The organism is Microbacterium sp. DWRC1-3, from assembly GCF_049896645.1.
Classification (GTDB): domain Bacteria; phylum Actinomycetota; class Actinomycetes; order Actinomycetales; family Microbacteriaceae; genus Microbacterium; species Microbacterium maritypicum.
Genome location: NZ_JAFCUS010000002.1, coordinates 253,773 through 279,016 on the forward strand (window position 1 = coordinate 253,773; position 25,244 = coordinate 279,016).

Annotated in this window: 20 protein-coding genes; 13 read left to right on the top strand and 7 right to left on the bottom strand. The window is 69.5% G+C overall.

The genetic code is table 11. The features are described 5' to 3' along the window. The first annotated feature begins 175 nt into the window (after nt 1–175). Nucleotides 176–2,452 (top strand): DEAD/DEAH box helicase, encoded by a 2,277-nt coding sequence (locus tag ACP699_RS13925; protein WP_055869485.1) that lies wholly within the window; start codon nt 176–178, stop codon nt 2,450–2,452. A gap of 60 nt (nt 2,453–2,512) precedes the next feature. Here ACP699_RS13925 and ACP699_RS13930 read toward each other — a convergent pair whose 3' ends face one another. Together ACP699_RS13930 and ACP699_RS13935 are read right to left on the bottom strand one after the other, a co-directional pair. After that, nucleotides 2,513–3,052 (bottom strand): YaeQ family protein, encoded by a 540-nt coding sequence (locus tag ACP699_RS13930; RefSeq protein ID WP_055869487.1) that lies wholly within the window; start codon nt 3,050–3,052, stop codon nt 2,513–2,515. A gap of 46 nt (nt 3,053–3,098) precedes the next feature. Beyond that, on the bottom strand, nt 3,099–4,190 hold the full coding sequence (locus ACP699_RS13935) for an Rv2578c family radical SAM protein (protein ID WP_055869491.1): 1,092 nt from the start codon (nt 4,188–4,190) through the stop codon (nt 3,099–3,101). A gap of 74 nt (nt 4,191–4,264) precedes the next feature. Between ACP699_RS13935 and ACP699_RS13940 the strand changes: the two genes are divergently transcribed. From ACP699_RS13940 to ACP699_RS13955, 4 genes are all read left to right on the top strand, one after another. Then, nucleotides 4,265–5,194 carry a M15 family metallopeptidase gene (locus ACP699_RS13940; RefSeq protein ID WP_426171874.1) on the top strand — a complete coding sequence of 310 codons (930 nt, stop codon included), beginning with the start codon at nt 4,265–4,267 and terminating at the stop codon, nt 5,192–5,194. A gap of 152 nt (nt 5,195–5,346) precedes the next feature. Beyond that, nucleotides 5,347–6,510 (top strand): acyl-CoA dehydrogenase family protein, encoded by a 1,164-nt coding sequence (locus tag ACP699_RS13945; RefSeq protein WP_426171876.1) that lies wholly within the window; start codon nt 5,347–5,349, stop codon nt 6,508–6,510. 110 nt (nt 6,511–6,620) lie between these two features. Continuing rightward, entirely contained in the window at nt 6,621–7,718 is a 1,098-nt protein-coding gene (locus ACP699_RS13950) for a serine hydrolase domain-containing protein (protein WP_426171878.1), read from the top strand. Nucleotides 7,719–7,859: 141 nt separating this feature from the next. Then, complete coding sequence (locus ACP699_RS13955; protein ID WP_426171880.1) at nt 7,860–9,248, top strand: DUF222 domain-containing protein; 1,389 nt, start codon at nt 7,860–7,862, stop codon at nt 9,246–9,248. 101 nt (nt 9,249–9,349) lie between these two features. Here ACP699_RS13955 and ACP699_RS13960 read toward each other — a convergent pair whose 3' ends face one another. The 4 genes from ACP699_RS13960 to ACP699_RS13975 are packed head-to-tail and all read right to left on the bottom strand — an operon-like array spanning nt 9,350 to nt 13,329. Then, a complete protein-coding gene (locus ACP699_RS13960; protein WP_426171882.1) occupies nt 9,350–9,925 on the bottom strand; it encodes an ECF transporter S component in 576 nt (191 codons plus the stop codon). Beyond that, nucleotides 9,922–10,797 carry a siderophore-interacting protein gene (locus ACP699_RS13965; RefSeq protein WP_017831378.1) on the bottom strand — a complete coding sequence of 292 codons (876 nt, stop codon included), beginning with the start codon at nt 10,795–10,797 and terminating at the stop codon, nt 9,922–9,924. Before ACP699_RS13965 ends, ACP699_RS13960 begins: the two co-directional genes overlap by 4 nt. Before the next feature lie 10 nt (nt 10,798–10,807). Beyond that, nucleotides 10,808–11,626, bottom strand: coding sequence for an energy-coupling factor transporter transmembrane component T (locus ACP699_RS13970; protein WP_082531498.1), 819 nt, complete (start codon nt 11,624–11,626; stop codon nt 10,808–10,810). Next, nucleotides 11,623–13,329, bottom strand: a complete 1,707-nt coding sequence (locus ACP699_RS13975; protein WP_426171885.1) for an ABC transporter ATP-binding protein — start codon at nt 13,327–13,329, stop codon at nt 11,623–11,625. Before ACP699_RS13975 ends, ACP699_RS13970 begins: the two co-directional genes overlap by 4 nt. A gap of 184 nt (nt 13,330–13,513) precedes the next feature. Here ACP699_RS13975 and ACP699_RS13980 point away from each other — a divergent pair, with 184 nt between their 5' ends. Continuing rightward, nucleotides 13,514–14,842 (top strand): heparan-alpha-glucosaminide N-acetyltransferase domain-containing protein, encoded by a 1,329-nt coding sequence (locus ACP699_RS13980; RefSeq protein WP_426171887.1) that lies wholly within the window; start codon nt 13,514–13,516, stop codon nt 14,840–14,842. Here the strand turns inward: ACP699_RS13980 and ACP699_RS13985 are convergent. After that, nucleotides 14,814–15,359: an ECF transporter S component gene (locus tag ACP699_RS13985; RefSeq protein WP_017831382.1), complete on the bottom strand. Its 546-nt coding sequence runs from the start codon at nt 15,357–15,359 to the stop codon at nt 14,814–14,816. The two genes, ACP699_RS13980 and ACP699_RS13985, sit on opposite strands and share 29 nt — an antisense overlap. A gap of 167 nt (nt 15,360–15,526) precedes the next feature. On the opposite strand from ACP699_RS13985, the gene ACP699_RS13990 reads away from it, so the two are divergent. The 7 genes from ACP699_RS13990 (at nt 15,527) to ACP699_RS14020 (ending at nt 25,243) form a co-directional block, all read left to right on the top strand. Beyond that, nucleotides 15,527–18,745 carry a S8 family serine peptidase gene (locus ACP699_RS13990; protein ID WP_426171890.1) on the top strand — a complete coding sequence of 1,073 codons (3,219 nt, stop codon included), beginning with the start codon at nt 15,527–15,529 and terminating at the stop codon, nt 18,743–18,745. A gap of 184 nt (nt 18,746–18,929) precedes the next feature. Then, complete coding sequence (locus ACP699_RS13995) at nt 18,930–21,215, top strand: carbon starvation CstA family protein (RefSeq protein ID WP_055869515.1); 2,286 nt, start codon at nt 18,930–18,932, stop codon at nt 21,213–21,215. Nucleotide 21,216: 1 nt separating this feature from the next. Then, entirely contained in the window at nt 21,217–21,462 is a 246-nt protein-coding gene (locus tag ACP699_RS14000) for a YbdD/YjiX family protein (protein ID WP_055869518.1), read from the top strand. Nucleotides 21,463–21,493: 31 nt separating this feature from the next. Next, nucleotides 21,494–22,675, top strand: coding sequence for a sensor histidine kinase (locus ACP699_RS14005; protein ID WP_055876661.1), 1,182 nt, complete (start codon nt 21,494–21,496; stop codon nt 22,673–22,675). An 8-nt stretch (nt 22,676–22,683) separates the two neighbouring features. Continuing rightward, nucleotides 22,684–23,418 (top strand): LytR/AlgR family response regulator transcription factor, encoded by a 735-nt coding sequence (locus tag ACP699_RS14010; RefSeq protein ID WP_426172557.1) that lies wholly within the window; start codon nt 22,684–22,686, stop codon nt 23,416–23,418. Then, on the top strand, nt 23,415–23,789 hold the full coding sequence (locus tag ACP699_RS14015) for a hypothetical protein (RefSeq protein ID WP_055869524.1): 375 nt from the start codon (nt 23,415–23,417) through the stop codon (nt 23,787–23,789). Before ACP699_RS14010 ends, ACP699_RS14015 begins: the two co-directional genes overlap by 4 nt. Beyond that, the gene (locus ACP699_RS14020; protein ID WP_426171893.1) at nt 23,786–25,243 is read left to right on the top strand and encodes a cation acetate symporter; all 1,458 of its coding nucleotides are present in this window, start codon (nt 23,786–23,788) and stop codon (nt 25,241–25,243) included. Before ACP699_RS14015 ends, ACP699_RS14020 begins: the two co-directional genes overlap by 4 nt. Nucleotide 25,244 lies beyond the last annotated feature (1 nt).

The following is a 25,244-nucleotide window of genomic DNA, read 5'->3' on the forward strand; positions in this document are numbered from 1 at the left end:
TGTGAAGTGTGAGTCCAGGGGCCGATGGTGAGCGTCGCTCGACGCTAATCAACCATCACATGAATGGCCCCGGCCGCTGACAGTCCGGAACCCCGCTGGTCGAGTTCGACCAGGCGCAGGGTGCTCGCGCGTGCGCGCGGCGCTGTTCTCGTGCGAGAACACAGAAAGACACGCAATGCCGAAGAACAAGAAGCCCCGCGGCGGACGCCCGTCCGCGAACTTTGAGCCGCGCTACGGCGCGAAGAAGACCTCCTTCCACGATCGTCACAACGGCGGCCCCGCCCGTGACGGTGCGCGCGATGAGCGCGGTGGACGAGCGGATGCCGGCGATCGCCGCACCGCTCCTGCCGCAGGCGGTTACGACCGTCGCCCCGGCAGCCGCAGCGCCGGCCACCGCGGCTACCGTCCGGCCGAAGCCGAGTCGGGTGCGCCCAAGCAGCGCTGGGGTGCGTCTGAGCGCGCCGGCCGCGACGAGGCCCGCGGCATCCGCAACCGCGCGGAGTCCGGGCGTCGTGAGGCCCCGCACCACCGCAACGACGAGCGCTCCGAGCGCCCCCGCTTCAACGACCGGCCCACCGCCGGCGGACGCTTCGCCGACCGCCCGCGGCGGGACGATCGCGGCGGACAGCGTCCGACCGGACCCGGCACCTACCGCGACGAGCGTGGCGGCGACCGCCCCCGGTTCGACCGCGATGACCGCGCGCGTCGTGACGACCGCGGTGCCGGCACCCAGCGTCAGGGCTTCCGCGACAACGACCACCGCGATGGTGGGCGTCCGGGTCGCGACGATCGACGTGGCGCCGAGCGTCCCCGGTTCGCCAACGACCGCGGTGGAGATCGCCCCCGGTTCGACAACGACCGCGGTGCCGAGCGTCCGCGGTTCGACCGCGACGAGCGTCCGCGTCGCGACGACCGTGCCGGCGACCGGACCCGGTCGAACGACCGTGGCGCCGCGCGCCCTGAGCGCTCTTTCGACGCCGACCGCGCACGCCGTGCCTTCGACCGCGACCGCACGCAGCGTTCGTACGAGGGTGGCCGCGACGAGCGTTCGCGTCCGTCGACCGGCGGCGCCTACCGCACCGAGCGCCCGCGCCCGCTGACCTCCGACACCCGGGGGCGTCCGGCGCGCAACGAGCGTCCGAGCCGCAACGACTGGAACGCCACCAGCCGTCCGGCCTCGACCGGAGCGAAGTTCGCACCGGGCGACGACGTCGTGCACGAGCGCCTCGAGGCGAAGTCCGTCGCGGCCGTCGAGGTCGATGGTGTGACCTTCGGCGACCTCGGACTCGGATCGAACATCGTCGAGACCCTCGTCGGTATGGGTGCGGCCACGCCGTTCCCGATCCAGGCCGCCAGCATCCCGGCCGTGCTCGCAGGGCGTGACGTCCTCGCCCGCGGCCGCACCGGCTCCGGCAAGACCATCGCCTTCGGTGCTCCGCTCGTCGAGCGCGTGCTGCAGTCGCAGGCCGGCAAGCGCCGTGAGTTCGGACGGTCGCCGCGTGCGATCATCCTCGCTCCGACGCGCGAGCTCGCGCTGCAGATCGACCGCACGATCCAGCCGATCGCTCGCAGTGTCGGCCTGTTCACCACGCAGATCTACGGTGGTGTGCCGCAGGGCCGCCAGGTGGGCGCGCTCAAGAAGGGCGTCGACATCGTGATCGGCACCCCCGGTCGTGTCGAGGACCTCATCAACCAGGGCAAGCTCGACCTCTCGGACTGCCGCATCGCGGTGCTCGACGAGGCCGACCACATGTGCGAGCTCGGGTTCGTCGAGCCGGTGCAGCGCATTCTGCGTCACACCGCCGACGGCAGCCAGAAGCTGCTGTTCTCGGCCACGCTCGACCGTGAGGTCGCGGCTCTCGTCGACGAGTTCCTCGTCGACCCGGCCGTGTACGAGGTCGCGGGAGAGGACCAGGACTCCAGCACGATCGAGCACCGCGTGCTCGTGATCGAGCACCGCGACAAGGCCGACATCCTCACCTCGCTCGTCGACCGCGATGGCAAGACGCTGGTCTTCGCCCGCACCCGCGCCTATGCAGACATGCTCGCCGAGCAGTTCGACGACGCCGGCATCCCGGCCGTCTCGCTGCACGGCGATCTGAACCAGGCCAAGCGCACGCGCAACCTGGAGCGTCTGACCTCTGGACGCGTGAACGTGCTCGTCGCCACCGACGTCGCCGCCCGCGGCATCCACGTCGACGACATCGACCTGGTCGTCCAGGCCGATGCGCCGGACGAGTACAAGACGTACCTGCACCGCTCGGGTCGCACCGGTCGCGCGGGTCGTTCGGGCCGTGTCGTCACGCTGATCACGCGTCAGCGCCAGCGTCGCATGACCGAGCTGCTCGACCGCGCCGAGATCGACGCGCCGTTCGAGAACGCCCGTCTCGACGACGACGTGATCGAGGAGATCGCCGGTCGCGTGCCGACCGCGGCCGACCTGACCGCCTGAGTCATCTCTCCGAAGGCCCTGTCCCGCTTCCGCGGGGCGGGGCCTTTCGCGTGTGCGCGGTCAGGAGAGCTCGTGCACGTGCACGGCGGAGGTGAGGTTCGTGCCGTTGAGGTCGAGGTAGATCACGCTCTCGGTCACGGTGAGGGTCATGGTGTTGCGGCGCTCGATCAGCCCGGCCGCGCTGTCGATGAAGCCGGGGTCGAAGCTGTAGACGCGGATGTCCTCGCGGCGGTGGATGCGCTTGTCCGTCCACGGTGCCATCACCTTGGCGGGGTCGCGGTGGGTGTAGACCACGGTGCGCTCGGCGAGCCTGCTGCCGTAGTGCAGGCGTTCGGCGTCGGGCGCACCGATCTCGACCCAGGCGGCGATGAGGCCGGTGAGGTCGCGCACGAGCACAGCCGGTTCCTCGGTCGAGGAGATGCTGCCGCCGAAGGCGATGCCCTCGGCGAACTCGAGCCCGTAGGCCAGCACACGCGTGAGCATGTAGGCATCGGTCTCGGACGGATGCCGCGCCACGCGCAGCGAGTAGTCCTCGTAGACGCCGCGATCGGTGTCAGCGAGCTGCACCTCGAATGTGTGGACTGTGGAACCGATCGCCATGATCCCCGAGCCTACGCGGCTGCGGGATGCGCGCTTGACCGTCGGGTCAGAAGAGCATCGGCTGCGCGGGTGACGCCTCGGATCGTGCGCTGGGCGTGAAGCGCACCGTCGCGGCGGTCGACACCGTCGTCTGCACGTGGCCCTGCCCCGGGCGGAACCCGCGGCGGGAGTAGTCGTCTTCGTGGCGGCCGTCGAGGCCGTGCATGCGGATCAACGGACGGGTGCGCTTGGCGAGCCACTGTCGGTACCCCTTCGGGGCCTCGGCCGACGCTCCCGGGTACAGCCCGCGGTAAGACGACACCAGGTCGGGCCGCGCCTCGCCGAGCCACTCGAAGAACCACGGCTTCACTCCCGGACGAAGGTGCAGGGCTCCGTAGATGACGGCGCGCGCCCCGGCCTCCTTGATGCGCACGAGGGCACTGTCGATCGCGGCGAGCGAGTCGGTCATGTGCGGCATGATCGGCATGAGGAACACGGTCACCGGGAACCCGGCATCCGCCAGCGCCCGCACGGTGTCGAGTCGCGCCTGAGTCGTCGGAGCCCCGGGCTCGATCGCCTTCTGCAGGTCGTCGTCGTACATCGCGATCGACATCTGCACATCGATCGGCACCCGCTTCGCGGCCTTCACGAGCAGCGGGATGTCCCGGCGGATCAGCGTCCCCTTCGTGAGGATCGAGATCGGGGTGCCGGACGCGGCGAGGGTCTCGATGATGCCAGGCATGAGCTTGTACCTGCCCTCGGCCCGCTGGTACGGGTCGGTGTTGGTGCCGAGGGCGACGGTCTCGTGCTCCCAACTGCCGCGCCGCAGCTCCTTCTCGAGCACCTCCACCACGTTGACCTTGACGACGATCTGCGAGTCGAAGTCGGCCCCGCCGTCGAGGTCGAGGTACTCGTGGGTTCCGCGGGCGAAGCAATAAACGCAGGCATGCGAACACCCCCGATAGGGATTGATCGTCCAGGCGAAGGGCATGCGCGAGGCGCCGGGCACATGATTCAGCGCCGACTTCGACAGCACCTCGTGGAACGTCATCCCGGCGAACTCGGGAGTCGTGACGGAGCGCAGGACGCTCGATCGGTCTTCGAGGCCGGGCAGCGCCGCCGCATCCGTCTCTCCGAGCTTCTGTCCCTGCCACCTCATTCGACAATTCGAACAGAAAGACGATGTTAACGCAAGCGACTCTGCAACTTATCTTCGAATGAGAGGATGGATCAATGCCCTTCCTGCCGCACCCTCAGCATGCGGCACCGCGGTCCCCGATCCGCGGACCTGCATTGCCGATCGGTGTCGCTGTGACCGCGATCGGGGTCCTGTTGTCGATCGGTTCCGGTCCGGTGCCGTCCTCCGGCGCCGACTCGATGCCGGTGCCGGTCGCGGTCATGCAGGTCCCGCCGGTCAAGGTCGCCGCGACCACGGCGGCCGACCCCTGCGCAGACTCCTCGGTGCAGCAGGCGATCGCGAACGGCGATGACGCGGCGACGATCGCGGCGTTCGGGGGTGGCGCGGCCTTCCGCGAGGCCGTCGTCGCGGGCAACGCTCCCTGCATCTCGCTCAGTGATCCGGCGCGGCTGTGGGTCGTGGTGAACAAGTCGTCGCCGCTGAACCCGCCCGAGTACGAGCCGACGGACCTCGCCTCGGTGCCGCTGCAGATGACGACGCCGTCCGGGCGCGTGCGCACCGACGTGGCCGCTGCCGTCGGCGAGATGGCGGATGCGGCGGTCGCTGCCGGTGTCGGGCGGATCGGCGCGAACAACGGATACCGCTCGTACGGTCTGCAGGTGACGACCTACGGCTCGCACGTGCGATCGCAGGGCCAGGCCGAGGCGGATGCCGGCTCGGCGCGTCCGGGACACAGTGAGCACCAGACGGGTCTCGCGCTCGACGTGGTCGCGTGCGGGACGGGCTGCGGCGGCCTCGATGGTTTCGGCGCCACGGCGCAGAGCGACTGGGTCGCGGCGCACGCCTGGGAGTACGGATTCATCGTGCGCTACGAGCAGGTCGGCACCCCGGTCACGGGGTATGCGCCGGAGCCGTGGCACCTCCGCTATGTCGGCGTCGACCTCGCCGCCGCCTATCACGAGGGTGGGTTCCACACGCTCGAGGAGTTCTTCGCGCTGCCGGCCGCCCCCGACTACGCGCACTGAATCGGCGCGGAACGCCACGGTTGCGGCATCCGACAACCGCGGTACCCAGTGTCACGTTTTATGGGATGCATTCTCACAACGTCCTGTCCTGGACCGGTTGTGCGACGTAGAATCGCCGGAGCAACGATGCATGAGACGTTCAGGAGGACGGCATGGAACGCGACATCTACGACGAGGATCACGAGGCATTCCGGGACCTGGTCAAGGACTTCGTCAAGCGCCACGTGACCAACGAGGCGATCGAGCGGTGGGACGCCGCGGGGGAGATCGACCGGGCGACGATGCTGGCCGCCGGAGAGGCGGGTCTGATCGGCCTGTCGGTCCCGGAGGAGTTCGGTGGCGCCGGCATGCTGCAGGACTACCGCTTCCGCACGATCGTGATGGAGGAGGTCATCGCCTCCGGCGCGGGTTCGCTGGCCGGTGCCTTCGGCATCCAGGACGACCTGGCCGTGCCCTACCTCGTGCACATGGGAACGCAGGAGCAGAAGGAGAAGTGGCTTCCCCGCATGGCCACGGGCGAGGTGCTCGGCGCGCTCGCCATGACCGACCCGGGTGCGGGTTCGGATCTGCGTGGCATCAAGACCAACGCCAAGAAGGTCGACGGCGGCTACATCCTCAACGGTGCGAAGACGTTCATCTCCTCCGGTACGACGGCCGACGTCGTCGTGACCTTCGTCAAGACCGGTGAGGGCAACCGTCCCGACGCCTTCAGCCTGCTGCTCGTGGAGAAGGGCATGGAGGGCTTCGACCAGGGCAAGAAGCTCAGCAAGATGGGCTTCCACGGCTGGGACACGGCCGAGCTCAGCTTCACCGACGTGTTCGTCCCTGACGAGAACCTCATCAGCGGCAAGGAGGGTCAGGGGTTCATCCAGCTGATGCTAAACCTGCCGCTTGAGCGTCTCTCGATCGGCGTCGCCGCAGCCGCAGCCGCGCAGGCCGCCCTCGACTGGACCGTCGCCTACACGAAGGACCGCGAGGCGTTCGGCGAGCGCATCGCCGACTTCCAGAACACCCGCTTCCGGCTCGCCGACATGGCCGCGACCACGGACGCGATGTGGGCGTACATCGACCGCGCGTTGCTCGCCTACAAGAACAGCACGCTCACCGCCGAGGATGCCGCGAAGGTCAAGTTCTGGGCTACCGAGCGCGAGTGGGAGGTGCTCGACATGGGCGTGCAGCTGCACGGCGGTTACGGCTACATCATGGAGTACCCGATCGCCCGCGCCTTCACCGATGCTCGCGTGCACCGCATCTACGGCGGCACGAACGAGATCATGCGCGATCTCGTCGGCCGTCAGATCGTCGGCAAGCGCTGACGTCACCTACGCAGAAGAGGCCCCGGATGCGACATCCGGGGCCTCTTCCTGTCCCTGGTCGATCGCCCGGGGCGTGGACACGGTGCCGCCGTCGGAGTTGAATCGACCGCATGACGGCTTCGCTCCCGCAGATCCTCGATGACCACGTCGCGCGGGGCACCGCTCCAGGGATCGTCGGTGTGCAGGGGATGCCGGGCGGGAGGGTCGAGATCGTCGCGTCCGGCGACCTTCGGGCGGATGCGATCGTGCGCATCCAGTCGATGACCAAGCCGATCCTCGCGGTGGCGGCGCTGCGTCTCGTCCAGGAAGGGCGCCTCCGGCTCGACGATCCCGTGGAGCGGTGGCTGCCCGAGCTCGCCGGGCGCCGGGTGTTGCGCACCCCGGAAGCCGCGCTCGACGAGGTCGGGTTCGCCATGACGCCGATCACGCTGCGGCACCTGCTCACCCTCACCTCGGGGTACGGCGTGCAGGTCGTGCCCACGCCGCTGGCGGAGGCGATGATCGCGAACCGCACGGCTGCGGGGCAGGAGCCGGTCGCGATGGGGGCTCAGGAGTGGCTGGAGGCGCTGGCCGCGCTCCCGCTGGCGTTCGAACCCGGTACCGGGTGGCGCTACCACCACTCCTTCGGCATCCTCGGAATTCTGCTCGCGCGTGTGGTCGATGGGCCGCTGGAGGCGCACCTGCAGCGTGACCTCTTCGATCCGCTCGGCATGGTCGACACCGGGTATACGGTGCCGCTCGACAAGGCTCACCGGCTGCCCGCCGCGTATCGCCACGAGGATGGGGAGCTGGTCGAGATCGAGCCCGCCGCGGGAGGGTTCTCCCTCGCGCCCGCTCCGTTCGACCTCAGTCACTCGGAGCTCGTCTCGACCGCCGCCGACTATGCCGCGTTCGCGGGGATGCTCGCGGCCGGAGGACGGCACGACGGCACGGTGATCCTCGACCCCGGATCGCTCGCGCTGATGTGCTCAGACCAGGTGTCGTCGAGCACGAAGACGGACGACAGCTTCTTTCCCGGGTTCTGGGAGGACACGGGGTGGGGATTCGGCGTCGCAGTGCAGACCGCGGGGGAGCACTCCGGTCGCTACGGCTGGTCGGGTGGGCAGGGAACCGACTTCTGGATCGATCCCGACGGCTCGTTCCGCATCGTGCTGAGTCAAGTCGAGATGGGCCCGGAGGTCATGGGGCTGTTCGCCGATGTGCAGTGAAGATCTCGGTGCCACCCGGGCATCCGGAACGGCGCGTGCCCTGCGGCTGACCCGGTGCTCGGTCTTCACGACATGCTGGTCGCACCGGTATTCAATAGAACATAACTTCGAATGTCGAGACCGTTCGCGGTAGAATCGAGTATGTCGAAATTGACCGCGTTGCACGAGGCGATGTCACGCCTCGATGAGGCGTGGTCAGATGCCGGTGACTCCGGGGAGCTGTCCCGCGAGCAGCTGATCGAGGTGAGCGCGTCTATCGGGGTGCTGCGGCGTCGGTTGGACGCCGTGCATGTGTCGGTGGCGGCGTGCATCTCCCGCGAGTCGCGTCCGGAGCTCGGGGCGGAGAGCCTGGCCAAGCAGCAGGGCTACCGCAACCCGGCGACGTTGATCGCGGCAGCCACGGGGGTGTCGACCGGTGATGCGTCGCGCCTCGTCAAGGTGGGAGAGGCGACGGCGCCCCGGAGCGACCTTCTGGGTGCGCGTCTGCCGGCGAAGTATCCGCTGGTGAGCGAGGCGCTGGAATCGGGGGCCCTCGGTGCTCCCGCCGCCGCGATGATCATCGGGTTGCTCGATCGTTGTCGGATCGCCACGGGGGTGGAGCGTGTCGTCGAAGCCGAGCGAATGCTGGCGGAGAAGGCGGCAGGTCTGGCACTCGACGATGTGCGAAAGCTCGTGGTCCGTGCAGAAGCATGGCTCGATCCGGATGGTCTGGAGCCTCGGGAGGAAGAGCGCCGCGGCAGGCGCGCGCTGACACTGTTCGAGCGTGAGGGAATGGTGCATCTGAACGCGGTGCTCGATGTCGAGACCGCTGCGCCCGTGGTCACCGCGATCCGGGGCTATGTGACCGCCGTGTTCGCCGCGCGGAAAGACGCGCCCGATGCGGAGGCGCCCGATGCGGATCGGCGGACGGTGCCGATGATCCAGGCCGATGCTCTCGCGGTGTTCTGCGCGCACGTGCTCGGGTGCGAGCAGCGGGTGCCGGTCGCCGGTGCGACGGTGATCGTGCGGATGAACCTCGACGATCTGGAGGCCGGCACGGGGACGGCGACCGTGGACGGGGTCGATCAGCCGGTCAGCGTCGGGGCCGCGCGGCGGATGGCGGCCGGGGGCGGCGTGATCCCGTGTGTTCTCGGCGGAGACAGCGAGATCCTCGATTGGGGACGGGAGAAGCGGTTGTTCACCCGGGCGCAACGGCTGGCGCTGGTGGAGCGTGATGGGGGATGCGCGATGTGCGGGTTGCCGCCGGAGATGACCAAGGCGCATCACATTCGATGGTGGAGACGAGACCACGGGCCGACCGATCTCTCCAACGGGGTGCTGCTGTGCGAAACGTGTCACCATCGCATCCACGACAACGGGTGGCAGATCCGCATCGATACTGCCGGGAGCGGGAGCGGGAGCGGGAGCGGGAGCGGGAGCGGGAGCGGGAGCGGTGCGGCGGGGCGGGTGTGGTTCATTCCGCCGCGATACGTCGACTCTGCGCGAACCCCGAGGCTCGGAGGCCGCGCACGCTTCGACATCGCGGCCTGACCACGTCGCTGCCTGACCACGTCGCTGCCTGACGACGTCGCGGCTCGACGTCACGGCCCGGCGATGTCACCGCCCGGCGTGTGCGGCTGCGCTCTCGCGGTTCAGCGGTGCCTGCCGATTCCCGCCCTGCGGAGACGGTCGGCGATCAGGATGCCGAGGGCCGTGCCGCCGACGCAGCTGGCGATCGACACGGCGAAGAACGCGATCTGGGCGAAGAGAGACATGGACCCGAGGTCGAACCACGCCCACGCCGAGATCGGATACACGATGCCCACGATGACGGCACCGAGATAGTGCATCCAGGTGCCCCAGTAGCGCCAGAGCACGAACAGGAACGGCAGCTCCGTGAAGGCCGCCCACCAGAGATTGGTCAGCACGGTGCTGAAACCGTATCCGGAGAACGGCACCATCACGAGACCGGCGATCAGCGCGACGAGCAGTCCGACGAGCGGACGATGCAGCAGCCGTAGCGCGATCACCGATGGCAGCAGCCAGAGACCGGCGAGCGCCATGCCCACGAACGGGAGCGGCCCGGTCAGCACGGTCGAGAACCAGTTCATCGGTGCGAGAAGCACCGCTCCCGCCACACCGAGCGCCGCACAGGTCAGCAGGATGACGGTGGGGAAGCGGAATCGTCCGCCGGTGCGGGGCGACCGGCCCGCGGCATCCGCGCTCATGCCAGGGGCTCCGCCGCGGCCTCGCGAGCGGCCTTCGACGCGGGGGAGGCTGCACCGACCCGCCAGTACCCGCAGAAGCTCACCGCATTCTTGTCCACCCCGCGCTCGCCGACGAGGTGCTTGCGGGCGCCGGAGGCGAGCGCCTGCTCGCCCGCCGCATAGGCGTGGAACGGAGCCTCCGGCAGGGTGGTGCGGGCGAGCGCGTCCAGAGCGAGCGAACCGGGAGCGACGCCGTGCGGCCGCACGATCCGCACGACCTCGATGCCCGAGGGATGCGCGAACTCCAGCGCATCCTCCTCGCTCGGCGTCTCGACGATCGCGGTACCGATGGCGCCGGCCGGAAGCGAGGCACAGATCGAGGCGATCGCGGGCAGGGCGGTCTCATCGCCGACGAGCACGACGCGATCCACGCCGCGCTGCGGATTGAACGTGAGCCCCTCGTCGATGATCAGAACATGCTCGCCCGGCCGGCAGGTCTCGGCCCACCGCGAGGCCGGTCCGGCGGTACCGTCGGCCGCCGATCCGTGCAGCACGAAGTCCACGTCGATCTCGGCACCGGCATCCGCGGTCGCCGGGCGGAATGCCCGCACGCTGTAGTTGCGCATCACCGGACGCTCGCCGTCGGGGATGCGCAGGAACTTCAGATACCCGAACACCTTGTTCGCCTTCGCCGGCACCCGCTCGAGGCCCGCGTCGCCCCCGATCGGGAGGAACAGCCGGAACCACTGGTCGAACCCCATCGGACGGAACTTCTCGATCTCGCCGCCGCCGAGCGTCACACGGATCCAGTGCGTCGACAGCCGTCGCGTGCGCAGCACGACCAGCTGGATGAGATCGGCCGACTCGGGTTTGACCATCTTGCTGTAGGCCATGATGCGCCTTTCAGGGAAGCTGCCAGGGGAAGGACACGACGAAGATCGCCGCCGACGCCAGCAGGGTCGCGACGGTGAAGACGGTGTCCCGCGTGCGGAACGGGACGAGGTGTCGCTCTGTGCGCGTCGAGTGCGCACCGAATGCACGCGAGTCCATCGCGAGTGCCACGCGCTCTGCGTGACGGATGGCCCCGGCCAGCAGCGGCACGATGTACCCCCACCCCCGAGCGATGCGCGCGAAGGGTCCGCGTCCGCCGTGATACCCGCGCACCCGATGAGCGGCCCTGATCACCGACAGCTCATGGCCGAACCGCGGCACGAACCGGAACGCGGCCAGGGCCGTGTAGCCGATCCGGTAGGGAACCCGCAGCTGCTGCACACTGGCCCGCACGAGATCGGGGCCGCTGGTGGTGAGCCCGCCGACGAGCGCGAGCGCGACGATCGAGCCGAGCCGCAGCGCGGTCGCGAAACCGATCAGCAGGGCCCCGCTGTAGAGCGTCCAGTCACCGATCTGCAGGACGGGGGCACTGCCGGCGACGAGGCCGGCATCGACCCACAGCGAGAAGCCGACACCGATCAGCAGCATGCCGGCGGGGAGCCCGAGCAGCAGCAGGGCGAGGAGTCTGCCCGTCAGGCGTGCGCCGACCAGGATCAGGGCGTAGGCGAGCACCAGGAAGGCCACGGGGGTGGCCAGATCCCGCACGAAGACCAGCAGCACCATCGCCGGCGCGAATCCGGCGATCTTCGCGAGCGGGTTCAGCGCGTACAGGAACTGTCGTCGCGATGTCGCCGTCATCCGTGCGTAAGGGTCGAACGTCGCCGTGGTCACGATGTCGCTCCGAGCCCGGCGGAGGTCAGCACGCGCTGCAGGGCCGGCAGGCGCAGTCCCGCGGCGGCGAACAGCTGCTCGTCCTGCAGAAGAGCGGCGGTGGGCCCGACCGCCCGCACCCGACCATCGGCGAGGACGACGACGTGAGTGGTGTGCTCGGCCACGAGCTGGAGGTCATGCGTGACGATCACGATCGTCGTCCCCTCCGCACGCAGATTCTGCAGCAGATCGAGGAGCTCGGCGGCCCTGGCGCGGTCCTGTCCGAAGGTGGGTTCGTCGAGCGCCAGCACGCGCGGACGGGTGATCAGTGCGGTACCCACCGACAGTCGCCGCTTCTCGCCGCCGGAGAGCAGGAACGGATGCACATCCGCCTTGTGCTCCAGCCCGAAGCGGGTGAGCATCTCGTCGACGCGAGCCGAGATCTCGGCATCCGGCACGTGGCGCAGCCGCAGACCGTGGGCCAGCTCGTCGAAGACCGTCGCCGCGATGAACTGGTGCTCCGGATTCTGGAACACGAACCCGATGCGTGCGGCGAGGTCGCGCGGAGACGCGGCCCCCGCGTCGACGCCGTCCACGGATACCTGCCCGCGCGGTGGGGGGACGACGCCCGCGAGCGCCTGGATCAGCGTGGTCTTGCCCGCACCGTTCGCCCCGACGATGGCCGTGAGGCTGCCGGCCTCGAGGTCGAGGTCGATCCCGTGCAGGATCTCGGTCCGGCGTCGGCGCACGGTCAGCCCGCGGGCGCGGATGATCGGCGGCGCCTGGCGTCCCGTCTCGCCGTCGCTCTCGTCGCTCAGTGGCCCGGAACCTCCGGCGCCGGGCGGCCGGGCGGAGCGGGAGGAGAGTCCCTCGCGCTCGAGCGCGGCAGCGAGCTCCTGCGGCGACAGCGGCAGTGGGTCGAGGGAGAACCCCTGGCTCCGAAGGCGCAGCGCCGCCAGGGTGGCGCCGGGAAGCCACACGCCCATCCCGACCAGCTCATCGGCATGCTCGCGGATGACCTCGGCGGCCGGTCCGTCGAAGGCGACGCGACCTTCGCGGTCGAACACGATCGCACGCGTGACGAACGCCATCGCCGCGTCGAGGTTGTGCTCCACGAGCAGGATGGCGCGGTCTCCGGCGGCGACGACCTCCGCCAGGGCGGCGTACACGTCGTCGATGCCCTGGGGGTCGAGGTTGGCCGTCGGCTCGTCGAGCACGATCAGCGCCGATCCCATCGCGAGAGCGCCCGCGATCGCGAGTCTCTGCCTCCCGCCACCGGAGAGATGATCGGGGTTCTCATCGCGCCGATCCCAGAGGCCGACCCGTCGCAGTGCTTCCTCGACGCGACTCTCGACGACTTCGAGCGGGAGCAGCAGGTTCTCGGGGCCGAACGCGACCTCGTCGTAGACGCTTCCGGTGACGATCTGCGCATCGGGGTCCTGGAAGACCATCGCGACCTGTGTGCTCAGCACGGCCGTCTGCGCGCTCGCGGTGTCGATCCCGCCCGCCTCGACGGTGCCGACCATGCGCGCGGGGAGTGCGTGGGGGATCAGGCCGTTCAGCGCGAGGGTGAGCGTCGACTTGCCGGAACCGGACGGTCCGAGCAGGAGCACGACTTCGCCCGCGTCGATGTCGAAGGTCACATCGCGTGGTGAGGGGTGCGCCGCATCGGCGTGGGTGAGCGAGAGCTCACGCACGCGGAGCAGGGGCGCGGATGGGCGCACGGTGGAGTCCCGGGTCGGCGGATCGTACCCCTCTAACTTAGCTGAGCCTTACCTGATAATCCATGCGCGCAGAAGCCCTCTTCCGGATGACAGCGGTCATCCCGAAGGCGGACGCGCTGTGCCCGCATGCAGGGCATCGTCGTAGAGGCGTCATTCTGTGCGCCGAACGGAACAAGGGGAGAACGTGCGAGAAGACACGAACACGATCGCGATCGCGAAGCCGCAGGAGAGCGGACGCGCGCCGACGCGCCGCGAAGGCGGGACCGGATCCCGGGGAGAGCTCGGCCGTATGGTCGGCATCGACTTCGCCCGGTTCCTGGCGATCATCGGCATGTTCTGCGCGCACCTCCTCCCGCCGGTCGGCATGCCGGGCCACATCTCCTGGCTGTCGAACGTCGTCGACGGGAACGCGTCGACCCTGTTCGCGGTCGTGGGCGGGATCAGCGTGGTCCTGGCGACCCGCTCCTACCTGGAGCGGGGGCACATCGCGGCGGCCCGGTGGGCGATGGCTGTGCGCGGTCTCCTCGTCATCGTGCTCGGGGCCACGCTCGCCCTGGCGCCGGGGAGCATCGTCGTCGTCCTCGTCTACTTCGGGGTGGCGATGCTGGGCAGCATCCCGTTCCTGCGGATGGGCGCGAAGGGACTGCTCGTGTGGGCAGGAGTCCTCGCGGTCATCGGCCCCATCCTCAACGCCCAGCTGCGAGGGATGATCGGCGTCGTCGGAGAGGGCGGCGGTGTGAGCTGGCCGCAGTGGGGAGAGCCGCTCGTGGCTCTGCGGGCGGTCTTCGTCACCGGGACCTACCCCGTCATCACCTGGATCGTCTACGTGCTCGTGGGCATGGCCGTGGCGAAGCTGCTGATTGGCGCACGCCGGAATGCGGCGGAGCCCCGTCTCCTCGCCTGGATGGCCGGAGTCGGCGCTCTTCTCGCCGTGCTCGCGGTGTCGGTCAGTGCCCTGGTCTACGGTCTCTTCGGGCGCGCTGCGGTGATCGCGACGATGCCGGTGGAGGCCGCCGAGGCGATCGACGGCCTGGCCGGATCCCCGGGCTTCGGCGCACCGCTCTCCCCGGAGTGGTGGGCGCTCGCGCTGCAGACTCCGCACACGGGAACGACCCTCGACATCCTGCGCGGCGTCGGCATCGCCCTCTTCGTCATCGCGAGCATGCTGTTCCTCGCCGGCGTCCTCCCGAAGGCCGCCCTCCGCGTGCTGGAGCCGATCAGGGCGGCGGGAGCCGCACCCCTCACGGTCTACACGCTCCACGTCCTCGCGGCGGCTGCCGCGACCGTCGCGCTGGCGTCCGTCGGTCAGATCGACGCGCCGGCCGACATCCCGTGGTGGTACCTCGGGCCGGGGATCCTCGGGGTCCACATCCTGGGGGCGCTCGTCGTCGGTGCGATCCTGGCCGCGCTGCAGCGTCGTGGTCCGCTCGAAGCGCTCGTGAGCTCGATCTCGGGCGCGGTCGCGAGACGGCTGGGAGCGGTGCCTACCGGCGGGCGACGCCGGCGCGACTGAGCGCCGAGCCGATCGCGAGGCCGACAGCGGTCCACGCGATGGGTCCGAGCACGGAGATCGCGAGGTACAGCAGCTGCGCCCACAGCGGCATCACCGAGAGATGAGCGGCGAAGAACACCACGACCGCGACGAAGACGCCGATGATCGCCGCCGAGAGGAAGAAGCGCCACGGTCCCCAGGAGCGATAGCGGGTGAGGGCGGCGACCCCCTCCTGGATCAGGCCGAACAGCAGCGCGGTGCCGATGAAGCGCAGCGCCCAGGCGGGGTTGAAGGCGCTCGCGATCAGGGCGGCGAACACATGGGTGATGAGCGCGACGAGCGGAAGGCGCAGAACCTCCTGCGCGATGATCCCCGGCAGCACGTGCGAACCGAGCACGAGGCCGTAGAGGAACAGCAGCGGACTGGCCAGCAGGACAGGTGTCACCCAGCCGGCGATGCCCGCGAGGATGCCCGTTGCGACACCGATCGCCGCGCAGACGAGCAGTACGCGGGTCGACAGGACGGAGGTGCGGGCCACCTCTCCAGCTTACTGTCGACCTATCGGGAGGGCGGCCGTGGATAACCCTGGTCGATCGGCGAATGCGGGTTGGTCGATCGGCCAGATCTCGCGTCGATCGCCGAGAGCCGGACTATGTTGGCCGCGGTGCAGCAACGCGGCTGCGCCGTGATCATCGGGAGCACCACATGGGTCGAACACCCCTCCGGATGGCAGCCGCCACCACCCTGGCCACGCTGTTCATCGCATCGACGGCAACCACCGGCTACGCCGCGACGGAGGAGGTGACGCACCCCGTCCCCGTCGCAGGCACCCCCGGGCACTACATCGTGGTGATGAAGTCGGATCCGCTCGCCACCTACGAAGGCGACGTCAAGGGTCTGAAGGCCACCAAGCCCGCCGAAGGCGAGCAGCTGGAGACGCAGTCGCAGGATTCGCAACGCTATGTCGAGCATCTGCAGACCGAGCAGACCGACCTCGTCAGCGACATCGGCGTCACCCCCGACACCACCTACCAGGTGGTGCTGAACGGCTTCAGCGCCGACCTCAGCGGCGAACAGGTCGACGCACTTCGTGCGTCGAAGGACGTCATCGGGGTGTACCCGGATGAGATCCGTCACCCCGATGCGCAGACGTCGACCGACTACCTCGGGCTCGGCGACGACCGCAAGGGCCGCGGCGGCGTGTGGCAGCAGACCGGAGGGGTCGAGAAAGCCGGAGAGGGCGTCGTGGTCGGCGTGATCGACACCGGCATCGCCCCCGAGCACCCCTCGTTCGAGGGCAAGAAGATCAAGAAGCAGAAGAAGCAGCACAACCGCAACAAGGGCGCTCAGCCCTACACCGACGGCACCTACGTCTACTTCGACAAGTCGGACGGCGGGCAGTTCCAGGCAGCGATGGTCGAGGGCCAGGACTGGGACAAGAGCGACTATTCGTCGAAGCTCATCGGCGGACAGTACTTCTACGCCGGAGCCGAGGCGGCCGGTTTCGATTTCCAGTACGACTACCTCTCGCCCCGGGACGGCGACGGCCACGGCTCCCACACCGCGAGCACCGCGGCGGGCAACTTCAAGGTCAAGGCCAGCATCGAGAACGTCGATTTCGGCACGATCTCGGGAGTCGCGCCCGCGGCGAAGATCTCGGCCTACAAGGCCTGCTACGTCGGTCCAGACACGACGGTGACCACGGATGACATCTGCGCGCAGAGCGACCTGATCGCCGCGATCGACCAGGCCGTCGCCGACGGCGTCGACGTGATCAACTACTCCATCGGCGGAGGCGCCGCGAGCACCGTGATGGCTCCGGAGGACCTCGCGTTCTTCAACGCCGCAGCCGCGGGTGTCTTCGTCGCGACGAGCGCCGGCAACGACGGCCCCGACCCGGTCACGGCCGATCACGCATCGCCCTGGTACACGACGGTCGCCGCCTCCACCATCCCCACCTGGGAGGGCACGGTGCAGTTCGACGGATTCGAGCAGGCCGGAGCCTCGGTGAGCGTGCCGTTCGGGCAGACGGTCACCGGTCCGTCGATCGCCGCCGTGGATGCCGCCGCCGCAGGAGCCGCCGATCCGCAGCTCTGCCTGCCCGGCACCCTCGACCCCGCGAAGGTCGCCGGCCACATCGTGGTCTGCGATCGCGGAGGCAACGCCCGCGCCGAGAAGTCGCAGGTGGTCAAGGACGCCGGTGGCATGGGCATGGTCCTCGTGAACGTGCCCGGTGGGGCTGACTCGCTCGACAACGACTTCCACGCCGTGCCGACCGTGCACCTGAACGCCGTGCACCGCGCCGCCGTGCTCGCGTACGTGCAGGGCGGCGTGGACCGTCCGATCACCCTCGTCGGTGAGAACACCACGGGCGTGACCACCCCGACGCCGCAGATCGCGGGATTCTCGAGCCGTGGACCGATGCTGGCCGACGGCAGCGATGTGATGAAGCCGGACGTCGCGGCTCCCGGTGTCGCGATCCTCGCGGCGACCGAGAACGCACCGGGCGAGAAGCCGACCTTCGGCATCCTCTCCGGCACGTCGATGGCCTCGCCGCACGTCGCGGGTCTCGCGGCTCTGTACCTCGGCGAGCGCCCCAAGGCGACGCCGGCCGAGATCAAGTCGGCGATGATGACCACGGCCTACGACACGGTGCTGCCCGACGGATCGAAGAACAAGAACCCGTTCGAGCAGGGTGCGGGTCAGGTCGACCCGAAGCGGTACCTGAACCCGGGTCTGCTCTACCTCAACGGGGTCAAGGACTGGGCGGCGTTCCTCGACGGGAAGGGGCTGTCGGACTTCCCCGGCATCGACCCGATCGACGGCAGCGATCTGAACCAGGCGTCGATCTCGATCGGCTCGCTGACCAGCGCGCAGACCGTCACCCGCACGGTCACCTCGACCGAGAAGGGCACCTTCACCGCCAAGGCCTCGGTGCCGGGAGTGAACATCAAGGTCACACCTCAGCAGCTCAAGTTCGACCGTCCCGGCCAGACGAAGACCTTCACGGTCACGTTCGACAACGCCAGCGCCCCCGTGGAGCAGTGGGCCACCGGCTCGCTGACCTGGACGAGTGCGAAGAACTCGGTGCGGTCGCCGATCGCGCTGTTCCCGGTCACGGCCGACGCTCCGGCGGAGGTCACGGGCACCGGCGTCGACGGCAGCACCACGGTGGACATCACCCCCGGCCTCACCGGTGATCTGGCACTCGGACTCTCGGGTCTGACGCCGTTCGAGATGCTCGCCGACGCGGACAACCCCGTCGACGGTCACTCGGGAGACGAGAAGTCGGGCGACGCGAACAAGGACGTGTCGTGGATCGTGAACGTGCCCGAGGGGACGACGCTGTCGAGGTTCGACCTCGACTCGTCCGACGACAAGGGCAGCGACCTCGACCTCACCGTGTACCGGGTGGTGAGCCCGGACGACCTGCAGTACTACCAGCGCTGGCGCTCGGCGACCGGCTCGGCGGACGAGCAGGTCACGATCCCGTCGCCGACGGCCGGTACGTACCTCGTGGTGGCGAACATCTACTCCACGACGGGCCCGATGACGTGGGACATGACCTACGCCAACGTGCTGCTCGACGGCGAGGGCGACCTCACCGCCACGCCGAACCCGCTCGCCGCGGTCCGCGGTAAGCAGATGTCGTACGACCTCAGCTGGACCGGTCTGACCGCCGGCACGCGCTACCTCGGGCTCGTGCAGTACGGCGACTCCGATGTACGCACCGTGCTGACGGTCGACGTGCCGAAGGCGAAGGCACCGGAGGCTCCGGCACCCGAGACCCCGGCGCCGGAGACCCCGGCACCGGAGGCTCCTGCACCGCAGACCCCGGCACCGGAGACGAGCGCCCCGGCGACGCCCGCACCGGAGACCCCCGCACCGGAGACCCCGTCACCGCGTGGGGAGAAGAGGGAGTAGTCCGCACGCGACACCGCACAGCACCCCGTGGTCGATGGACCGCGGGGTGCTGTGCTGCGTGCGCGCATCCGTTCACCGCGTGATCCGCGCCGCTCGTCGCAGCATCCACTCGCTCGGCCCCGTGCGGCGGCATCGCTTTCCTAACGTGGGGGAACGCAACGTCGCGTATCCCGAGGAGACCTCCATGACCGCACCTTCGTCGCGCCGCCGCGACGGCGCCGGACTCGTCGACGACGAGCCCGTGATCGTCACCGATCCGAAACTCCCCTCCGTCGCCCTCACCGAGGAGCACCACGAGAAGGCGAACCGCTGGACTCTGCCGAAGATCATCCTGTGGTCCGCGATCGCGTTGCTGGGCGCCGTCGCCTGGACCATGCTCGCGATCGTCCGCGGCGAGACCGTCAACGCGATCTGGTTCGTGTTCGCCGCGGTGTGCACCTACCTCATCGGCTATCGGTTCTACTCCAAGGTGATCGAGAAGTACATCACCCGACCCGATGACCGCAGGGCCACGCCCGCCGAGGTGAAGCAGGACGGCAAGGACTACGTCCCCACCGACCGTCGCGTGCTCTACGGCCACCACTTCGCGGCCATCGCCGGTGCCGGACCGCTCGTCGGTCCCGTGCTCGCCGCGCAGATGGGGTACCTCCCCGGCACGATCTGGATCATCGTGGGCGTCGTGCTCGCCGGCGCCGTGCAGGACTACACCGTGCTGTTCTTCTCGATGCGCCGCGGCGGACGCACGATCGGCCAGATGGCCCGTCAGGAGCTCGGCCGGATCGGCGGCACCGCCGCGATCATCGCCTCGCTGCTGATCATGCTGATCATCGTCGCGATCCTCGCCCTCGTCGTCGTCAACGCGCTGGGGGAGAGCCCGTGGGGCGTGTTCTCGGTCGCGATGACCATCCCGATCGCGCTCTTCATGGGCGTCTACCTGCGCTACCTCCGCCCCGGCAAGGTCACCGAGGTGTCGATCATCGGCTTCGTGCTGCTGATGGCCGCGATCATCGGCGGAGGCTGGGTCGCCGGTACCGAGTGGGGTCAGGCGATCTTCCACCTCGACCGCACGACCATCGCCTGGGGCATCATCGTCTACGGCTTCATCGCCGCCGTGCTTCCGGTCTGGCTGCTGCTCGCCCCGCGCGACTACCTGTCGACCTTCATGAAGATCGGCGTGATCGTCATGCTCGCGGGAGCCATCGTCCTCGTGCGCCCCGAGATCACCGTCCCCGCCGTCAGCGTCTTCGGCGAGAACGGCATGGGACCGGTGTTCGCAGGGCCCCTCTTCCCCTTCCTGTTCGTCACGATCGCGTGCGGGGCGCTCTCCGGGTTCCATGCGCTGATCGCGTCGGGGACCACTCCGAAACTCATCGAGAAGGAGCGCCAGACGCGCTTCATCGGCTACGGCGGCATGCTCATGGAGTCGTTCGTCGCGATCATGGCCCTCGTCGCCGCGATTTCGATCGACCAGGGCATCTACTTCGCGATGAACGCCCCGACGGCCGCGACAGGGGGAACAGTCGAGGGGGCGGTGGCCTTCGTGAACTCGCTGGGCCTGACGGGGGTGAACCTCACGCCCGAGATGCTCACCGGCACGGCAGCCGCGGTCGGCGAGGAGTCGATCGTCTCGCGCACCGGAGGGGCGCCGACGCTCGCGCTCGGCCTCGCGCACATCATGCAGCAGGCGCTCGGCGGTCAGGCGATGATGGCTTTCTGGTACCACTTCGCGATCATGTTCGAGGCGCTGTTCATCCTCACCGCCGTCGACGCCGGCACCCGCGTCGCCCGCTTCATGCTGCAGGACTCGATCGGCGCCTGGTTCCCCAAGTTCCGCGACGTCTCGTGGCGCCCCGGAGTGTGGATCTGCACCGCGATCATGGTGGCCGGCTGGGGAGCGATCCTCATCCTCGGAGTGACCGACCCGCTCGGCGGCATCAACACCTTCTTCCCGCTGTTCGGCATCGCGAACCAGCTGCTCGCCGCGATCGCGCTCGCCGTGGTGATGGCCATCGTCGCCAAGCGCGGTCGGAGCTACGTCAAGTGGCTGTGGATCATCGGGCTGCCGCTCGCGTTCACCGCGGTCGTGACCATCACGGCTTCGCTGTACAAGATCGCGTCTCCGGTTCCGGCGATCGGCTACTGGGCGAATCACTTCCGCTACGTCGCCGCCCGCGACAGCGGAGACACCTCGCTCGGTGAGCCCCAGGTGCTCGACGCCGTCATCCGCAACACCGCCGTGCAGGGCACGCTCTCGATCATCTTCGTGACCCTCGCCATCGTCGTCATGGTGGCCGCCGTGATCGTGACGATCAAGGCGATCCGCAACGGCGGCGGCGAGAACACCGAGGAGGCCCCCGTGGCCTCGCGCCGCTTCGCTCCGGCAGGGTTCCTGCCGAGCGCCGAGGAGCGCGAACTCGAGAAGCAGTGGGAGCCGCTCCTGGCCGACGAGCGCAAGGCGTCGACCCACTGAGATGGCCGACACCATGAACCGGGCGGATGCCGCGACCACCCTCCTGCGGACGCTCGTCGGCGCCGTGGCGCGGGCCGGGCGCGGCATCCGCTGGTACATCACGACTCTGATGGGCGACAGCGCCTATGCGACGTATGTCGCCCATCAGCGTCGTCAGCACCCGGACGAGGAGCCGCTGACCGAACGGCAGTTCTGGCGGCAGCGGATGGACGACCAGGATCGCAACCCCGGTGCCCGCTGCTGCTGAGCGCGGTGTCGTCGGTGCCTAGGCTGGGACCATGACCGACGTCGTTCTCGCCGCCGTGTTGGGCGTGCTCGGCGGCATCGTCCTCTCGGTGCTCCTCCTGCTCGCACGCCGACTCGCCCGTGGGGCCGCCGACCTGGGAAGCGATGCCGAACAGGCGGCGCTCACGGCGCTGCACCAGGCGAGCCTGGCGGCACCGCACCTGCGTGCAGGGCTCTCCGCCCCCGACGTCGTGAAGGCAGCACGGCACCTGCGCGTGCTGCTCGGAAGCGCAGCGGTCGCGATCGTGAGCGCCGAGGGCACCGTGTCGTTCGACGGCCCCTCCGACGGACTGGAGTCCGCGGCACGCCGCATCGCCGCGCAGGTGAGCGCTTCCGGTCGACGGCAGGTCTTCCCTGCGCGCGGAAGGGACGGTGAGCTCGAGGCCGTCGGGGCTCCGATCCTCGTCGACGGCCGCGTGGTGGGTGTCGTGGTCGCCTTCGCGGCATCCGTGCGGGCAGCGCTGGTGCGGGCGGCCGAAGAGGTCGCCGACTGGTGCGCGGCGCAGGTCGAACTCGGCGGACTCGATGCGTCGAGGACGCAGCTGGCCGAGGCTGAGCTGCGGTCGTTGCGGGCGCAGATCTCCCCACACTTCATCTACAACGCCCTCACGGCGATCGCGTCGTTCGTGCTCACCGACCCCACGCGTGCGCGCGAGCTGGTGCTCGAGTTCGCCGACTTCACCCGCTACTCGTTCCGTCGGCAGGGCGAGTTCACCACGATCGCCGAAGAGCTGGGCAGCATCCACTCCTATCTCGAGCTCGAGCGGGCCCGCTTCGGTGACCGGCTGAGGGTCACCCTGCAGATCGCGCCGGAGACGCTCGCGACGGTCATCCCTTTCCTGTCGGTGCAGCCGCTCGTCGAGAACGCGGTCCGTCATGGTCTCGAACCCGGCGTCGGGGGAGGGGAGATCCGCATCGCCTCGCGCGACGACGGCACCCACACCGAGATCACGGTCGAGGACGACGGGGTCGGCATGGACCCCGAGGGGCTGAGAGCGACCCTCACGGCGGGCGACGACGGCGTCCACGTGGGTCTGCGCAACGTCGACACCCGGCTGCGTCAGCTCTACGGCGCGGATGGAGGCCTGGTGGTGGAGACGAACACCGGCGCCGGTACCCTGGTGCGCATGCGGGTCCCGAAATCGCAGCCGCAGCACGACCCGGACAACGACTGACGTTCATGATGACCATCGCACCTCCGATCGATGTGCTCGTCGCGGACGACGAGAGACCCGCCCTGGACGAGCTGGTCCACCTGCTGCGCACCGACCCTCGCGTCGGTGAGATCCTCACGGCATCGTCGGGGGCTGAGGCACTGCGGGTGCTGTCCGAGCGGGCGGTGCGGATCGCGTTCCTCGATATCCATATGCCGGGGTTGAACGGGATGGAGCTCGCGCGCGCTCTGATGACCCTCGCCGAACCGCCGTCCGTCGTGTTCGTGACCGCCGACGAGGCCAGGGCGGTGGAGGCGTTCGAGCTGCGGGCTGCCGACTATCTGCTCAAGCCCGTGCGCCTCGAGCGGTTGCGTCAGGCGGTCGACCGGGTCGTCGAGCTCGGCGACACCGCGGGCCTCGGCGACGACGAGGTGCTGCCGGTCACGGTCGGATCCGTCGTGCGGTTCGTGCGCCGCAGCGAGGTGCGCTGGGTGCGGGCGCAGGGAGACTACTCCCGGCTGCACACCGGCGACGGCACAGGGCATCTGGTGCGCATCCCGATCTCGGAGCTGGAGGCTCGGTGGGCGGCGGCCGGATTCCTGCGCATCCATCGCTCCTCGCTCGTGCGCACGGCCGCCGTGACCGAGGCGCGTCTGTCCGGGGCGGAGCCCGCCGTGTCGATCGGCGCGGTCTCGCTGCCGGTCAGTCGGCGTCTGGTGCCGGCGGTGCGCGATGCCCTGCTGCGTGGAGAGGGCGCCGGATGACCGAGAAGCCGAAGCGCGTGCGCGTCACGGCCGACCTGCCCGATCGGCGACCAGCGACCTTCACCCGCGGCATCGCCCTGCCCGGCTCGCCCGTGGACGAGGCGGATGCCGTGTACGCCCGGGCCCTGATGCGCAGCCAGCTCCGACTCGCGCTCGGCACGGTCGCCGGGTTCGTGGTCGTCGTGATCGCGCTCACCCTGACGATCGCCCTCATCCCCGAGATCGGACAGGTCCTGGTCTGGGGCCTGCCCTTGTCGTGGTTGCTGCAGGCGTACGCGTTCTATCCGATCATCGTCGTCTTCGCGGTGCTCTACGTGCGCACGGCCGCGCGCAACGAGCGTCGGTACCGGGCGCTCCGGGACCGCGAATGAACGTGGTGCTCGATCTCATCGGCGTCGCGCTCGTCATCGTCGCGACGCTGCTCATCGGGGTCTACGGACTGCGCATCTCCCGCACCACGGGCGACTTCTTCGTGGCGTCGCGCACCGTGCGACCCGTGTGGAACGCGTCGGCGATCAGTGGCGAGTACCTCTCGGCCGGTACCTTCCTCGGGCTGTCGGGCCTCGTATTGCTCGACGGCGCCCGCGGGTTCTGGTTCCCGATCGGATACGCGGCCGGCTACCTCCTGGTCCTCGCGTTCGTGGCGGCCCCGCTCCGACGCAGCGGCGCCTACACGATCCCCGACTTCATCGAGGCGCGCCTGGAGTCGACATCGGCCCGACGTGTCACGAGCATCGCGGTGCTCGTGATCGGCTGGCTGTACATCGTGCCGCAGCTGCACGGCGCCGGCCTCACCCTGTTCGTCGTGGCGGGCCTGCCGGAATGGGTGGGAGCCGTCACCGTGGCGGTGCTCGTGGCTGCAGCGGTGGCCGCGGGCGGCATGCGCGCGATCACGTATGTGCAGGCGTTCCAGTACTGGCTCAAGCTCACCGCTCTCCTCGTGCCGGTCGTGTTCATCGCCTTCGCGCTCAGCGGCGGTCCGCACGACTTCGACCCCGCGCTGGTCTTCCCGGTCGAGGCCGGCCCCTCGGGGTTCGACGCCTACGAGACGGCCTCGCTGCTGCTTGCGCTGCTGCTGGGAACCATGGGTCTTCCCCATGTGCTGGTGCGCTTCTACACGAGTCCGACCGGGGTCTCGGCGCGACGCACGACGGTGATCGTGATCGGCATGGTCAGTGCGTTCTATGCGGTCTCGAGCACGATGGGCTTGCTGGCGCGCATCGCCGCTCCCGACCTCGCAGTGCCGGGCGTCGCCGACACCGTGGTGCTGCTGCTGCCGTCCCGCGTCTTCCCCGGGGCGTTCGGTGAGCTGCTCACGGCACTGATCGTTGCCGGGGCGTTCGCGGCCTTCCTGGCGACATCTGCCGGCCTCGTGGTGTCGCTCGCCGGAGTGATCAGCCAGGACGTGTTCTCAGGATCGGTGCGCTCGTTCCGACTCTCGGCCGTGCTCTGTGCGCTGGTGCCGCTCGCCGTGGCGCTGCTCACGGCCCCGGCCGGTCTCGGATCGAGTGTCGGTGTGGTGTTCGTCGTGGCGGCGTCGACGTTGTCGCCGGTCGTGCTGTTGGGAGTCTGGTGGCGAGGACTCACCGCTCGTGGGGCGGTCGCCGGGATGCTGTCCGGCGGTCTCGCCGCCGGCCTCGCGCTGCTCGTGCATGCCCTGATCGACGGCGTCGGGGCGGCGGCGCCGTACCTCGCCCAGCCCGCCGCCTGGACCATTCCCCTCGCGACGACGGTGACCGTCGTGGTCTCGATCCTCGACCCGCGGGGCCCGTCGCCGCGCACGGAACGCTTCCTCGCGCGGGTGCACACCCCGGAGCGCGGCTGAG